11 protein-coding genes are annotated in these 14,953 nt (G+C 70.3%); all 11 read left to right on the plus strand.

Going from position 1 to position 14,953, the window contains the following annotated elements:
- Positions 1–194: 194 nt before the first annotated feature.
- Positions 195–1,238 (plus strand): extracellular solute-binding protein, encoded by a 1,044-nt coding sequence (locus tag LOC65_RS12325; RefSeq protein WP_164962346.1) that lies wholly within the window; start codon positions 195–197, stop codon positions 1,236–1,238.
- An 86-nt stretch (positions 1,239–1,324) separates the two neighbouring features.
- Positions 1,325–1,633: an H-NS family nucleoid-associated regulatory protein gene (locus tag LOC65_RS12330; RefSeq protein ID WP_009855520.1), complete on the plus strand. Its 309-nt coding sequence runs from the start codon at positions 1,325–1,327 to the stop codon at positions 1,631–1,633.
- Positions 1,634–1,727: 94 nt separating this feature from the next.
- Positions 1,728–4,766 carry a GGDEF domain-containing phosphodiesterase gene (locus LOC65_RS12335; protein ID WP_230247669.1) on the plus strand — a complete coding sequence of 1,013 codons (3,039 nt, stop codon included), beginning with the start codon at positions 1,728–1,730 and terminating at the stop codon, positions 4,764–4,766.
- Positions 4,763–6,526, plus strand: a complete 1,764-nt coding sequence (gene dnaG / locus LOC65_RS12340; RefSeq protein WP_164962345.1) for a DNA primase — start codon at positions 4,763–4,765, stop codon at positions 6,524–6,526. Before LOC65_RS12335 ends, dnaG begins: the two co-directional genes overlap by 4 nt.
- Positions 6,527–6,870: 344 nt before the next feature.
- Complete coding sequence (rpoD, locus tag LOC65_RS12345) at positions 6,871–9,075, plus strand: RNA polymerase sigma factor RpoD (protein WP_230247670.1); 2,205 nt, start codon at positions 6,871–6,873, stop codon at positions 9,073–9,075.
- Between the two features lie 312 nt (positions 9,076–9,387).
- A complete protein-coding gene (locus LOC65_RS12350) occupies positions 9,388–10,344 on the plus strand; it encodes an adenylate/guanylate cyclase domain-containing protein (protein WP_009858836.1) in 957 nt (318 codons plus the stop codon).
- 14 nt (positions 10,345–10,358) lie between these two features.
- Positions 10,359–10,733, plus strand: a complete 375-nt coding sequence (locus tag LOC65_RS12355; RefSeq protein ID WP_009858835.1) for a response regulator — start codon at positions 10,359–10,361, stop codon at positions 10,731–10,733.
- A complete protein-coding gene (hemH, locus tag LOC65_RS12360) occupies positions 10,730–11,821 on the plus strand; it encodes a ferrochelatase (protein WP_009858834.1) in 1,092 nt (363 codons plus the stop codon). Before LOC65_RS12355 ends, hemH begins: the two co-directional genes overlap by 4 nt.
- A gap of 68 nt (positions 11,822–11,889) precedes the next feature.
- On the plus strand, positions 11,890–12,303 hold the full coding sequence (locus LOC65_RS12365; protein ID WP_009858833.1) for an RNA-binding S4 domain-containing protein: 414 nt from the start codon (positions 11,890–11,892) through the stop codon (positions 12,301–12,303).
- 50 nt (positions 12,304–12,353) lie between these two features.
- Positions 12,354–12,884, plus strand: a complete 531-nt coding sequence (gene grpE / locus LOC65_RS12370) for a nucleotide exchange factor GrpE (protein ID WP_230247671.1) — start codon at positions 12,354–12,356, stop codon at positions 12,882–12,884.
- 85 nt (positions 12,885–12,969) lie between these two features.
- A complete protein-coding gene (gene dnaK, locus LOC65_RS12375; protein ID WP_230247672.1) occupies positions 12,970–14,910 on the plus strand; it encodes a molecular chaperone DnaK in 1,941 nt (646 codons plus the stop codon).
- Positions 14,911–14,953 lie beyond the last annotated feature (43 nt).

The raw sequence follows: 14,953 nt of genomic DNA on the forward strand, positions 1-14,953 counted from the left end.
GCACTCATCTGCGCGCAGCGCAGGTGACGTGCACACCAACGGTTCCTTCTTCGGCGGCGGAGCCGACGCGCCGGCGGGCTATGTCCCGCCGGCGGCCTGAGCGACGCCGATGACCCGACAGGAATACAGAAAAACGAGAATCGTTCTCGTTACAAGCTAGACTCCCGGCCTCGTCAATCGTCCGGGAGTCCTTCATGTCGGGTTCGTCCTTCGTCCGTGCGGCCGCGGCCGCCGTGCTTCTCGCCGCCGTCTCCGCCGCCCAGGCGCAGTCGCCGGTGCTGAATCTCTATTCGGCGCGCCACTACCAGACCGACGAGGCGCTCTACGACAATTTCACGAAGGCGACCGGCATCCGCATCAACCGCGTCGATGCCGACGACGCCGGCGTGCTGGCACGCCTGCAGAGCGAAGGACAAAACAGCCCGGCCGACGTCGTGCTGCTCGTCGATGCCGCCCGGCTGTGGCGCGCTGAAAACCAGGGGCTTTTCCAGCCGGTGAAGAGCCGGGTGCTCGAGCAACGGATTCCCGCGACGCTGCGCAGTGACGACGCCGGCCAGGGATCGCAGTGGTTCGGCTTTTCGACGCGGGCGCGCGTCATCGTCTACGACAAGGCCCGCGTCAAGGCCACCGAAGTCGACACCTACGAAAAACTCGCCGATCCGGTGAACAAGGGTCGCGTCTGCACGCGCTCGGGCTCGCATCCCTACAACCTGTCGCTCTTCGGCGCCATGCTCGAGCACCTCGGCCCGCAGAAGACCGAGGCCTGGCTGCGCGGCGTGGTCGACAACATGGCCCGCCCGCCCAAGGGCGGCGACACCGACCAGATCAAGGCCGTGGCCAGCGGCGAGTGCGCTGTCGCGGTGACCAACAGCTACTACCTCGCGCGGCTGATGCGCTCGGCCAACCCGGCCGACCAGCAGGTCGTCGAGCGCATCGCCGTGGTCTTCCCGAACCAGGCCACGACGGGCACCCACGTCAATATCGCAGGCGGCGCCGTGGCGCGCCACGCGAAGAACCGGGACGCCGCCGTGCGATTCCTCGAATACCTCGCCAGCGCCGACGCCCAGTTGTATTTCGCCAACGGCAACAATGAATGGCCGGCGGTCACCGAGGTCAAGCCGCGCAATCCCGCACTCGAGTCCTTCGGCAGCTTCAAGATGGAATCCGTGCCGGTTTCGGCGATCGGCCGCAACCAGGTTCCGGTGCAGCAGATGCTGGACCGCGTCGGTTACCGCTGATTTCGCGCTGCGAGATTTCTCGCGGGTCGATCGGGGTGCCGGTGGTATATTCCCCGGCACCGACGGATTCGACAGGAGATACCTCGATGGCCACGTTGTCCGAACTGCTCGCGCAGAAGGCTGCACTCGAAAAGCAGATCATCGAGACGCAGCGCGAAGAACGCGCAGCAGCGATCGCCCAGGTGAAATCGCTGATGTCGCAGTACGGGCTGACGCTGGCCGACCTGAGCGGCAAGACGAGTGCCGCGGCCCCGCGCCGCGGCAGCACCGGCAAGGTGCCGGCCAAGTTCCGTGATCCGGACACCGGCGACACCTGGTCGGGCCGCGGCCTGCAGCCCAAGTGGCTGAAGGCGGCGCTGGCCAACGGCCGGTCGCTGTCCGACTTCGCCGTCTGAAGACGGCCACCCCAATGCGGGGCGGGCCCGGGTCGATGCCCGGGTGCGGCGGTAGCATCCGGCGGTTCGCCTGCCGCCGCCACCCCACCCCCGCGTGACCCCTTCCGAAAGCCGCCGACTTCTGCCCCGACTGCGGGCGGACTGGCAGACTGGCCCCGCACGAGCCGTCGGCGCTTTCGCCGCCGCGCTCGGTTGCCTGCTCGCCGGCCTGCTGGGCGGTTTCTCCCTCGCCGACATGCCGTGGAGCACGATGGGCCCCACGGCCGGCGTCGTGCTCGCCTGCGTGCTGCGCTGGGGCGCCGCGGCCGGCGCCGGCGCCGCCCTTGGCGCCGCGCTGGCGTTGCTGGCGCTGCCGCTGCCGCCGCTGGAGATCGCGATCGCGCTGGTGGCTCTGGGCTGCGGCCTGGCCCTGGCCTGGCGCCTGCTCGGCGAGGTCGGCTTCGAACGCCGGCTCGAACGCGCCCGCGACGTCGGCTGGCTCGCTGCCGCGGCGACGCTAGCCTTCGGCCCGGTGGCGGCGATCGTCGCTGCCGGCGCGCTGCGCTGGACCGCGCTGTCACCGACGGTGGATCAGCCCGGGCCGGTCCTGGCCGCCTGGGCGACACTGGCCGTCGGTGCACTGCTGACCGCCTTCCCGCTGCTGGCCCTGGACCAGCGTGCGATGGCGGCGCTGGCGAAGCCGGCACGCGCCGCGAGTGCCCTGGCACTGATCGGCGGCGCGACGGCCGCCACCGTGCTGCTGTGCATGCCGTCCAACCATGCCGGCGCACTGGCCCCCCTGCTCCCTTTTCTGCCGCCGCTGCTGCTCGTCACGCTGGCCGCGCTGCACGGTGCGCCGCTGGCCGGCGCGGCGCTGCTGGCCTGCACCAGCGCCGGCGCCCTGGCCACCGCCTCGGGTTCGCCGTGGTGGGCCGGCTCGCTGCAGCCGGGGGCGCTGGCCACCGGCACGTGGCTCGCGACGCAGGCCGCGATGCTGCTGATCCTGCACGCCGGCGCCGTCGAGGCCCGCTGGCGCGAGCAGCGCTGGGAATGGGCACTGGACGGTTCGCGGCTCGGCGTGGCCGACTGGCACGTGCATCGCGGCGAGGGGTTCGCGTCGACGGCCTGGCGCACGCTGGCCCCGGCGCAGGCCGCCGCCTGGTCCCCGGCCACCTGGCTGGCACAGGTGCACCCGGACGACCGCAGCCACCTGGAGGCGGCGATCGCGCTGATCGACTCCGGCCAGGCCGGCCGCCTGCCGCTGGAACTGCGCATGCGCCACGACGGCGGCTGGCGCTGGCGCCAGGCCACGCTGCTGGTCATCGAACGCGGCCCCGACGGCCGCCCGGCGCGCATCCTGGCGACGCTGGCCGACATCGAGGAGCGCCACGAGGCGCAGGACCGCCAGCGCCTGTCGGCCAGCCTGTTCCAGCACCTGCACGAAGGCCTGCTCGTCACCGACGCCGAGCTGCGTGTGCTCGAGGCCAACCCGGCCTACGGCGAGATCCTGGGCGTGGCGCGCGAGCAGTTGGTCGGCACCGTGCCCTCGCTGCTGAGCCCGGCGCCCGACGACGCGCGTGCGCGCCAGCAGCGCGCCGAGATGTGGGCCGCGCTGCGCGAGCAAGGCAGCTGGCGCGGCGAGCTCGACGAACGCGCCGCCGACGGCAGCCTGCGCACGCTGCAGGCGACGATCTCGGCCGTGCCCGGGGCCGACCGCCGCATCAGCCACCACGTGCTGGTGATCTCCGACATCACCGAGCAGCGCCAGCAGCGCGAACGGCTCGAGCGCCAGGCGCTGTACGACGAGCTGACCCGGCTGCCCAACCGAGCCCATCTGTCGACGCTGCTGGCCGAGGCGATGGCCGTCGCCGACCGCGACGGTTTCCTCGTCGCCGTCTGCTACCTGGACCTGGACCGCTTCAAGCCCGTCAACGACCGCTTCGGCCACGCTGCCGGCGACCGGCTGCTAGTGGAGCTGGCGAGCCGGCTGCGCAACACGCTGCGCCGCCGCGATCAGTGGGCCGACGTCGCGGCGCGGCTTCACGGCGACGAGTTCGTGCTGCTGCTGCGCGCCGGCTCGATCGACGAGGTCCGGCGCGCGATCGTGCGCGTGCTGCGCGTGCTGTCGCAGCCCTACCTGGTCGACAGCTCGGCGGCCCCGGTGCCGATCACGACCAGCCTCGGCGCGACGCTGTATCCGCTGGACCGCAGCGACCCCGAGACGCTGCTGCGCCACGCCGATCACGCGATGTACGAAGCCAAGCAGTCGGGCCGCAACGGCTACGTGCTGTTCGATCCCGCCAGCCGCCGCGAGCGCGAGGCGCTGGCGATGGCCCAGGAGGAGATCGAACAGGCGCTGGACCGCGGCGAGCTGATGCTGCGCTACCAGCCCAAGGTCGACATGCGCAGCGGCCGCGTCGTCGGCTTCGAGGCCCTGCTGCGCTGGGAACACCCGTTCAAGGGCGAGCTGCCGCCGCACAGCTTCCTGCCCTGCATCGAGGACGACCGGCTGCTGGTGCGCGTCGGCGACTGGGTGCTGTCGCAGGCCCTCGAACACCTGGCGCAGTGGCGCCGCGACGGCCTGGACTTCGCGGTCGGCGTCAACGTCTCGGCCCGCCACCTTCGCCGCCCGGACTTCGCCGCCCAACTGGCGGCGCTGATCGCACGCCACGGCCACGACCTCGCGCCCTATCTCGAGCTTGAGGTCGTCGAGACGGCGGCGATCGCCGCCGAGGACAGCCCCACCACCACCGAGCAGATGAAGCTGTGCCGGGAGCTCGGCGTGCGCTTCGCGCTCGACGACTTCGGCACCGGCTACTCGCCGCTGCGCTACCTGAAGGACCTGCCGGCCGACACGCTGAAGATCGACCGCAGCTTTGTGCACAACATGCTCGACGACGCCCAGGACCGCGGCATCGTCGAGGGCATCATCAGCCTGGCGCGCACCTTCGGCTGCAGTGTCGTCGCCGAGGGGGTCGAGACGCCGGCTCAGGCGCGCATGCTGCTGGAGCTGGGCTGCGACATCGGCCAGGGCACCGGCATCGCCTCGCCGCTGCGCGCCCAGCAAGTGGCCCAGTGGGTGCGCGACTTCCGCGGCATGTTCGTCATCGCGCCGGCGGGGGCCGCCGACGGCTTGGCTAGACTCGGCGGGTGATTCCCGCCGGTTTTCTCCAGGATCTGCTGTCCCGCGTCGACATCGTCGACGTGGTCGGCCAGCACGTCGAGCTCAAGCGCGGCGGCGCCAACCTGATGGGCCTGTGCCCGTTCCACGCCGAGAAGTCGCCCAGTTTCTCGGTCAGCCCGAGCAAGCAGTTCTATTACTGCTTCGGCTGCGGCGCCTCGGGTGACGCGATCCGCTTTCTCACCGAACACCTGGGCCTGAGCTTCGTCGAGGCGGTGCGCGACCTGGCGCAGCGTGTCGGCATGCAGGTGCCCGAGGAGCAATTGAGCGCCGAGGAGCTGGTGCGCCGCGACAAGCTGCGCGAACGCCGGCTGTCGCTGGGCGAGGTGCTGGTGCGCGCCAACGACTTCTACCGCGGCCAGTTGAAGACCAGCCCGCGGGCGGTCGGCTACCTGAAGGCGCGCGGCCTGACCGGCGTCGTCGCCGCGCGTTTCGGCCTCGGCTACGCGCCGCCGGGCTGGCGCACGCTGGCCGGCGTCTTCCCGCGCTACGACGACCCGCTGCTCGAGGAGGCCGGCCTGGTGCGCCACCGCGAGGCCGCCGACGGCGAGTCCGAGGACAGCGACCGCGGGCGCTACGACTGGTTCCGCGACCGGGTGATGTTCCCGATCCGCAACGTCGCCGGCGAGGTCATCGGCTTCGGCGGCCGCGTGCTCGACGACAGCAAGCCCAAGTACATCAACTCGCCCGAGACGCCGCTGTTCAGCAAGGGGCGCGAGCTCTACGGCCTGTTCGAGGCCCGCCAGGCGCTGCGCGAACGCGGCTGCGCGATCGTCGTCGAGGGCTACATGGACGTCGTCGCGCTGGCCCAGCACGGCGTGAACAACGCCGTCGCGACGCTGGGCACGGCCTGCACCGCCGAACACGTGCAGAAGCTGTTCCGCTTCACCGACGCGATCGTCTTCTCGTTCGACGGCGACGCCGCCGGCCGGCGCGCGGCGGCGCGTGCGCTCGAGGCCGCGCTGCCGCACGCCACCGACCTGCGCAGCGTGAAGTTCCTCTTCCTGCCGCCCGAGCACGACCCCGACAGCTACGTTCGCGAGCTCGGCGTCGAGGCCTTCGAGCAGGCGCTGGCCGCGGCCGTGCCGCTGTCGCGCCAGCTCGTCGAGCTGGCCGCCGAGGACGCCGACCTGTCCAGCGCCGAAGGCCGAGCGCGCCTGGCCGCGCAGGCCCGGCCGCTGTGGTCGGCGCTGCCCGAAGGCAGCCTGAAGGACCAGCTGCTCGGCGAGATCGCCGAACGCGCCCGGCTGCCGCGCGAAGACCTGGCGCGGCGCTGGGGCCTGCGGGCCGGCGAGGCCACGCGGCCGGCACCGGAGGCGCCGCAGGAACGCCCGGCCCACGGCGGCCGGCGCGGGCCGCCGGCGCCGCGCCGCGGCGGGGTGCGGGTGTCGGTGCGCCAGCCGCAGGACCAGGCGATGCGCCTGCTGCTGCTGCGCGCGGGCTGGTGGCTGGAGCTCACCGACGCCGACCACGAGGCCCTGACGGCGGTGCCCGACTGGCACGCCGACGGTTTTCGCTGGATCGAGCGCTGGCTCGCCGAACACGGCGACACGCCGTGGCCGACGCTGCGCGAGCAGATCGCCGCCGAGCCCTGGGGCGAACAGGCGATCGAGCTCGTCGACGGTGCCGAGATCCCGATCGAGCCCGTGCTCGAGGACCTGCGCACGGCCGCCGCGCAGACCGTGCGGGCGCAGGCGATGCGCCAGGCGATGGCGGTGCTCGGCCGGCGCTGAGCCCACGCGGGCGCGGCTTGCCCTCCCCCAGCGCGGCTTTTTGCGATCGCGGTCCCGACGCGACGTCCGCGCTGATTTCTTTGACGAACCGGCGCCGGCCGCCGATAATGGTGGGTTTGTTGCAGCGGCAAGAGTGAGCAGCAGCACCTCCGGGCCCCGGCCACCCGCGACACGGGTTCAAAAGGCCAACTTCACCCGCAAGGACTGCGCATTCCGATGAGTTCACGCGAGCTTGCCCGTCTGGACGCGCCACCCCAGGACGCCGCTCGTCGCGGCGTGATCCCGCACGCCTTGCGGCGAACGCAAGGCGGGGCGTGGCCGTGGAAACCTTCCCGAGGAACCGCATGACCGCCAAGAAGCCCGCATCCGCTGCCCCCGCCGACGCCGCCGAGGCCAAGACTCCCAAGACCAAGGCCGCCGCCGCCGAAACCGCCAAGCCGGCGAAGAAGGCGGCCAAAGCGCCGGCCAAGACCGACACCAAGGCCAAGGCCGGCAAGAAGGAGTCGAAGAAGGCCGCCGACGACGAGGACCTGGATGTCGAACTCGAGGCCGAACTCGAGGTCGAGCCGGAAACCGAGGTCGAAGCCGAGGTCGAGGTCGACGCGAGCGAGGGCAAGGAAGCCAAGGCCAAGCCGCTGCGCATGAAGGTCAGCCGCGCCAAGGAGCGCGCGCTGATGCGCGAGTTCGGTCTCGACGAGACCATGCTCACCGAAGAGGAAGTCGCCAAGCGCCGCCAGGAGCTCAAGACCCTCATCAAGATGGGCAAGACGCGTGGTTTCCTGACCCATCAGGAGATCAACGACCACCTGCCCGAGAAGCTCGTCGACAACGAGATCCTCGAGGCCATCGTCTCGATGCTCAACGACATGGGCATCGCGGTCTACGAGCAGGCGCCCGACGCCGCCACGCTGCTGATCAACGGCAGCAACACCGCCACCGCGACCGACGAGGAAGCCGAGGAAGCCGCCGAAGCCGCGCTGTCGACCGTCGACAGCGAGTTCGGCCGCACCACCGACCCGGTGCGCATGTACATGCGCGAGATGGGCTCGGTCGAGCTGCTCACGCGTGAAGGCGAGATCGAGATCGCCAAGCGCATCGAAGGCGGCCTGCAGGCGATGATGCTGGCCATCAGCGCCAGCCCGACGACGATCGCCGAGATCCTGGCGATGGCCGACAAGATCGCCGCCGGCGAGATGCAGATCTCCGAGGTCGTCGACGGCTTCGTCAGCGACGACGAGGCCGACGACTACGTCGCCGAAGAAGACTTCGACGAGTTCGACGAGGACGACGACGACGACGGCGCCGGTGGCAGCAAGGCGCTGACGAAGAAGCTCGAGGAGCTGAAGAAGCAGGCGCTGGAGAAGTTCGACCTGCTGCGCTCGCACTTCGACCGCATGCGCAAGGCCTACGAGAAGGACGGCTACAAGTCGCCGGCCTACAACAAGGCCCAGGAAGCGATCAGCCAGGACCTGATGACGATCCGCTTCACGGTCAAGACGATCGAGAAGCTGTGCCAGATCCTGCGCGCCCAGGTCGACGACGTGCGCCGCTACGAGCGCGAGATCCGCAAGATCGTCGTCGACAAGTGCGGCATGCCGCAGGAACAGTTCATCAAGACCTTCCCGCCCAACGTCCTGAACCTCAAGTGGGCCGAGAAGGAAGCCGCCGCCGGCAAGCCGTACTCGGCGGTGCTCGGCCGCAACCTGCCGGCCGTGCAGGAGCTGCAGCAGAAGCTCATCGACCTGCAGGGCCGCGCCGTCGTGCCGCTGGACGATCTGAAGGAGATCAACCGGCACATGAACGCCGGCGAGAAGGCCAGCCGCGACGCGAAGAAGGAGATGATCGAGGCCAACCTGCGCCTGGTGATCTCGATCGCGAAGAAGTACACCAACCGCGGCCTGCAGTTCCTGGACCTGATCCAGGAAGGCAACATCGGCCTGATGAAGGCGGTCGACAAGTTCGAATACCGCCGCGGCTACAAGTTCTCGACCTACGCCACCTGGTGGATCCGCCAGGCGATCACGCGCTCGATCGCCGACCAGGCGCGCACGATCCGCATCCCGGTTCACATGATCGAGACGATCAACAAGATGAACCGCATCTCGCGCCAGCACCTGCAGGAGTTCGGCTTCGAACCCGACGCGCCGACGCTGGCCGAGAAGATGGAGATCCCCGAGGACAAGATCCGCAAGATCATGAAGATCGCCAAGGAGCCGATCTCCATGGAGACGCCGATCGGCGACGACGACGACAGCCACCTGGGCGACTTCATCGAGGACACGAACAACGTGGCCCCGGTCGACGCCGCGATGCAGGCCGGCCTGCGCGAGGTCGTCAAGGACATCCTCGACAGCCTGACGCCGCGCGAAGCCAAGGTGCTGCGCATGCGCTTCGGCATCGAGATGAGCACCGACCACACGCTGGAAGAAGTCGGCAAGCAGTTCGACGTCACGCGCGAGCGCATCCGCCAGATCGAAGCCAAGGCGATCCGCAAGCTCAAGCACCCCAGCCGCTCGGACAAGCTGCGGACGTATCTGGACAATCTTTGATTGGACAGATACGAAGCCGCCGCAGGCGGCCGCTCGCGACAGCGAGCGCGCAGCGGGCGGCCGCTCGCGACAGCGAGCGCGCAGCGGGCGGCGAAGCCACAAGCTGCGGACGTATCTGGACAATCTCTGATTGGACGGATACGGCGCCGCCGCAGGCGGCGACCCAGCTTCGGCCGTGAAGCCCCCGCGCGCCCTCGCCACCGAGGGCGCGTCCGTTTCGACCGTCCGGAGCCCCCGTGCCCGACCCGCACGCTGTGCCCTAACCCGCAGGCCCTCTCGTCGGAGGGGGGTGACGGTAAAATTTGGCGCTGAATGACGCAGATCTCCGACCTCACCGTGCTGTTCGCCGACTTGCGCGGCAGCACCGCGCTGTACGAGACGCTCGGCAATGCCGAGGCGACGTCGGTGGTCACGCATTGCGTCGGCTCGCTGACGCGCCCGGTGGCCGACTTCGGCGGCCATGTCGTCAAGACGCTGGGCGACGGGCTGATGGCCGTCTTCCCGCGGCCGACGAGTGCGCTGCAGGCCGCCGCGCTGATCCACGAGGTTCTCGACGGCATCACCAGCCGCGGCCACCAGCACGGCGCGTCCACCGGCCTGCGCGACCTGAAACTGCAGATCGCGATGGCCCGCGGCGAGGTCGTCGAGATGGCCGGAGACTGCTACGGCGACGCCGTCAACGTCGCCGCCCGCCTGCTCGACCACGCCGGCGACAACGAGACGCTGGTCACCGCCGAGGTGCTGCAGGGCCTGCCCGAGCAGACGCGCTCGCGCTTTCGCTGCCTCGACCGCATGGTGCTGCGCGGCCGCGTCGAGCCGGTGCAGGTCTTCGTGCTCGGCGGCCGCCCGGGCACCGACCTGCCGCCGACGCAGTTCGCCGGCGACTCGGCCCCGGTGTCCGAGCCCGACGGCCTGCGGCTCGAGTGGATCGACAACAACCAGATCTTCGCCAGCCGGCAGCTGCCGGTGGTGCTCGGCCGCGGCCCGCAGGCCGAGTTCCGCGTCGACGACTCGCGCGTGTCGCGCTCGCATGCCCGCGTCGACTGGCACGGCGGCGCCTTCCAGCTCACCGACCTCAGCTACAACGGCACCTACGTGCGTTTTGCCGACGGCGAGATCGTCAGCCTGCGCCGCGGCAGCTGCACCCTGCACGGCAGCGGCGAGATCGGCCTGGGCGGCTCGCCCGGAGACCCGGCGGCCACCTGCGTGCTCTTCGACGTCCTCCGTTTCGACGACACCCAGCCGCTGCTCGCGGCTGACCTGCTCTAGCCTTCCGCCCCGCCATGCGCGTGCTGTACGTCGACGACGACCGGATCAACACCCTGCTCTTCGAGGAGACCTGCCGCTGCGCCGGTCGATTCGAGGTGGCCTGCGCGTCCACCGGCGCCGAGGCGCTGGAGATCGCGGCCGAGTTCCCCGCCGAGGCGCTGGTCATCGACCTGCACCTGCCCGACACCAACGGCTTCGAGTTGCTGCCCGCGCTGCGCCGGGTGCTGGGGGGGCGGCCGCTGCCGGCCTATCTCTGCACCGCCGACGACCCGGCCCAGGTCGCCGCCCAGGCGGCCGAGGCCGGCTTCGACGGCTGCTGGACCAAGCCGGTGACAGTCGAGGAGATGCTGGCCGAACTCGACCGCGGTGCACGCGGTTCGGCGGCATGACGTACCGGCCCGAGCCGCCTCATCGCCATGGCGACGTCGACCGCGTCGGCGTGCTGCTCGTCAACCTGGGCACGCCGTCGGAGCCGACCCCGTCGGCGCTGCGCCGCTATCTCGCCGAGTTCCTGTCCGACCCGCGTGTCGTCGAGATCCCGCGCATCCTCTGGCTGCCCATCCTCTACGGCATCGTGCTGAGCGCGCGGCCGGCCAAGTCGGCGGCCAAGTACGCGACGATCTGGACCCCCGAGGGCTCGCCGCTGGCCGTCTGGAGCGACCGCCAGGCCGTCGGGCTGTCGCAGGCGCTGCGCGCTCGCGGCCACCAGGTCCAGGTGCGTGTCGCGATGCGATACGGCGAGCCGTCGGTCGCGCGCGGCCTGGACGCGCTGCGTGCCGAGGGCGCCACGCGCGTGCTGGTGCTGCCGCTGTACCCGCAGTACGCCAGCGCCACGACCGGCAGCGTCAGCGACGCGGTGATGAAGTGGAGCGCCGGCGCGCGCCGCCTGCCCGAGTTCCGCTTCGTCAACGAGTACCACGACGACCCCGGCTACATCGGCGCGCTGGCCGAGCGCGTGCGCGCGCACTGGCACGCCCACGGCCGCGGCGAGCGCCTGCTGCTGAGCTTCCACGGCGTGCCGCACCGCACGCTGGTGCTCGGCGACCCCTATCACTGCCAGTGCCACAAGACCGCGCGGCTGCTGCGCGAGCGCCTCGGCCTCGAGCCCGAGCACGTCGTCGTGACCTTCCAGAGCCGCTTCGGCAACGCCAAGTGGCTGGAGCCCTACACCGAGCCGACGCTGCGCCGCCTGGCCGCCGAGGGCCTGCGCCGCGTCGACGTCATGTGCCCGGGCTTCGTCTCCGACTGCCTGGAGACGCTCGAGGAGATCAACGAGGAGGCGCGCGAAGCCTTCCTCTCCTGCGGCGGCGAACGCTTCGAGTACATCGAGTGCCTCAACGACCAGCCGGCCTGGATCGACGCGCTGGCGGCCGTCGCCGAGCGCCACATGGCCGGCTGGAACACACGCGCGCAAACGGACCTGGCGCAGGCCAGCGCGACGCGCGAGCGTGCCACGGCGCTCGGCGCGACGATCTAGACCGGAACGCGGAGCACAAGGCGCGGGCCGCGGCCCGATGAGCGGCCGCGCGGCGGCCAGGAGACCCGATGAACGACCCCCGGGTGCGGCTGGACAAGTGGTTGTGGGCCGCACGCTTCTACAAGACCCGCGCGATCGCCGCCGAGGAGGCCGACCGCGGCCGCGTCAGCGTCAACGGGCTGGCGGCCAAGCCGGCGCGCGAACTGCACCTCGGTGACCGCGTCGCGCTGCGCCAGGGCGGCGTCGAGCGTGTCGTCGACGTGCTCGTGCTGGGCACCGTGCGCGGCCCGGCGCCGGTGGCGCAGACGCTGTACCGCGAGACCGCCGAGAGCATCGCCGCGCGCGAACGCGCCGCCGAGGCCCGCCGCCTGCAGCCCGAACCCGCCGCCGCCATCGAACAAGGCCGCCCGACCAAACGCGACCGCCGCAAGCTGGCCGACTGGAACCGCTGGAGCGCGAGCCTCGACGACACAGGCTCTTGAAAGCCCGGCCGATGCCCCCAACTCCCTCCGAGTTTTGCCCCGAACCGCCCATGAACGCGAATCCGAACTCCCCCGACACCCCGTCTCCTGATGCCACCGCACCGGCGGCCGAGGCCGCGCCGAGCGCCGAGGCGCGCCTGGCCGAACTCGAGGCCAAGCATGCCGAGGTCGCCGACGCCTACCTGCGCGCCAAGGCCGAGACCGAGAACATCCGCCGCCGCGCCGAGGAAGAAGTGTCCAAGGCGCGCAAGTTCGCCGTCGAGGCCTTCGCCGAGAGCATGCTGCCGGTGAAGGACAGCCTCGAGGCCGCGATCGCGATCCAGAACGCGACGCCCGAGCAGCTGCTCGAGGGCACGCACGCGACGCTGCGCCAGCTGACCCAGGCGCTGGAGCGCAACAAGGTCGTGCAGATCGCGCCGCCGCCGGGCACGAAGTTCGACCCGCACCAGCACCAGGCGATCAGCGTGGTGCCCGCCGACCAGGAAGCGAACACCGTCGTCGTCGTGCTGCAGAAGGGCTACCTGATCGCCGACCGCGTGCTGCGCCCGGCGCTCGTCACGGTCGCCGCACCGAAGTCCTGACCACCGCCTGCGCGCGCCGGGCTTGAAACACCGCCCGGCAGCCACAACTCCAAGACAACCGGAATCCAGATTTCAGGAGAACACCATGGGAAAGATCATCGGCATCGACCTGGGCACCACGAACTCGTGCGTGGCCGTGATGGAAGGCAACACGACCAAGGTCATCGAGAACAGTGAAGGCGCGCGCACCACGCCGTCGATCATCGCCTACCAGGACGATGGCGAGATCCTCGTCGGCGCGTCGGCCAAGCGCCAGGCGGTCACGAACCCGCGCAACACGCTGTACGCGGTGAAGCGCCTGATCGGCCGCAAGTTCACCGAGAAGGAAGTGCAGAAGGACATCGACCTGATGCCCTACACGATCACGGCGGCCGACAACGGCGACGCCTGGGTCGAGGTGCGCGGCAAGAAGCTCGCGCCGCCGCAGGTCAGCGCCGAAGTGCTGCGCAAGATGAAGAAGACCGCCGAGGACTACCTCGGCGAGGAAGTGACCGAGGCCGTGATCACGGTGCCGGCCTATTTCAACGACAGCCAGCGCCAGGCGACCAAGGACGCCGGCCGCATCGCCGGCCTCGAGGTCAAGCGCATCATCAACGAGCCGACGGCCGCGGCGCTGGCCTTCGGCCTGGACAAGGCCGGCAAGGGTGACCGCAAGATCGCCGTCTACGACCTGGGCGGCGGCACCTTCGACATCTCGATCATCGAGATCGCCGACGTCGACGGCGAGAAGCAGTTCGAGGTGCTGTCGACCAACGGCGACACCTTCCTCGGCGGCGAGGACTTCGACCAGCGCATCATCGACTACATCATCGGCGAGTTCAAAAAGGAACAGGGCGTCGACCTGACCAAGGACGTGCTCGCGCTGCAGCGCCTGAAGGAAGCCGCCGAGAAGGCCAAGATCGAGCTGTCCAACAGCTCGCAGACCGACATCAACCTGCCGTACATCACGGCCGACGCGTCGGGCCCGAAGCACCTGAACATCAAGCTCACGCGCGCCAAGCTCGAGGCCCTGGTCGACGAGCTGATCGAACGCACGATCGAGCCCTGCCGCACCGCGATGAAGGACGCCGGCGTGAAGGTCGGCGAGATCGACGACGTCATCCTGGTCGGCGGCATGAGCCGCATGCCCAAGGTGCAGGAGAAGGTCAAGGAGTTCTTCGGCAAGGAACCGCGCCGCGACGTCAACCCCGACGAAGCCGTCGCGGTCGGCGCCGCGATCCAGGGTCAGGTCCTGGGTGGCGAGCGCAAGGACGTGCTGCTGCTGGACGTCACCCCGCTGTCGCTGGGCATCGAGACCCTGGGCGGCGTGATGACCAAGATGATCAAGAAGAACACCACGATCCCGACCAAGTCCTCGCAGGTGTTCTCGACCGCCGACGACAACCAGCCGGCGGTGACGATCAAGGTCTTCCAGGGCGAGCGTGAACTGGCCTCGGGCAACAAGAGCCTGGGCGAGTTCAACCTCGAGGGCATCCCGCCGGCGCCGCGCGGCCTGCCGCAGATCGAGGTCACCTTCGACATCGACGCCAACGGCATCCTGCACGTCAGCGCCAAGGACAAGGGCACCGGCAAGGAGAACAAGATCACCATCAAGGCGAACTCGGGCCTGTCCGAGGCCGAGATCGAGAAGATGGTGAAGGATGCCGAGGCCAACGCCGCCGAGGACAAGAAGAAGCTCGAGATCGTCCAGGCCCGCAACCAGGGCGACGCGATGCTGCACTCGGTGCGCAAGACGCTGGGCGAGCACGGCGACAAGCTCGACGCCGGCGAGAAGGAGAAGATCGAGGCCGCGCTGAAGGACCTGGAAGAAGCGCTGAAGGGCGAGGACAAGGCAGCCATCGAGGCCAAGACCGAAGCCCTGATGAGCGCCAGCCAGAAGCTCGGCGAGAAGGTCTACGCCGACGCCCAGGCCGCGCAGGCCGCGGCCGGTGCCGCCGCCGGGGCCGACGAGGCGCCGCAGCCCTCGTCCTCCAAGCCGGCCGACGACAACGTCGTCGACGCCGAGTTCAAGGAAGTCAAGAAGTGATCTTCCCGCGGCCGGCGCAGCACGCCCGGCCGTGATTTCCCGC

This window comes from Rubrivivax sp. JA1055, assembly GCF_020966565.1.
GTDB lineage: Bacteria > Pseudomonadota > Gammaproteobacteria > Burkholderiales > Burkholderiaceae_C > Rubrivivax > Rubrivivax benzoatilyticus.

What these genes read in the sequence shown, in the direction of transcription:
- dnaK (WP_230247672.1), top strand. Translation starts at nt 12,970, where the DNA reads ATGGGAAAGATCATCGGCATCGACCTGGGCACCACGAACTCGTGCGTG.
- rpoD (WP_230247670.1), top strand. Translation starts at nt 6,871, where the DNA reads ATGACCGCCAAGAAGCCCGCATCCGCTGCCCCCGCCGACGCCGCCGAG.
- LOC65_RS12330 (WP_009855520.1), top strand. Translation starts at nt 1,325, where the DNA reads ATGGCCACGTTGTCCGAACTGCTCGCGCAGAAGGCTGCACTCGAAAAG.
- LOC65_RS12325 (WP_164962346.1), top strand. Translation starts at nt 195, where the DNA reads ATGTCGGGTTCGTCCTTCGTCCGTGCGGCCGCGGCCGCCGTGCTTCTC.
- LOC65_RS12365 (WP_009858833.1), top strand. Translation starts at nt 11,890, where the DNA reads ATGAACGACCCCCGGGTGCGGCTGGACAAGTGGTTGTGGGCCGCACGC.
- LOC65_RS12350 (WP_009858836.1), top strand. Translation starts at nt 9,388, where the DNA reads ATGACGCAGATCTCCGACCTCACCGTGCTGTTCGCCGACTTGCGCGGC.
- grpE (WP_230247671.1), top strand. Translation starts at nt 12,354, where the DNA reads ATGAACGCGAATCCGAACTCCCCCGACACCCCGTCTCCTGATGCCACC.
- hemH (WP_009858834.1), top strand. Translation starts at nt 10,730, where the DNA reads ATGACGTACCGGCCCGAGCCGCCTCATCGCCATGGCGACGTCGACCGC.
- LOC65_RS12355 (WP_009858835.1), top strand. Translation starts at nt 10,359, where the DNA reads ATGCGCGTGCTGTACGTCGACGACGACCGGATCAACACCCTGCTCTTC.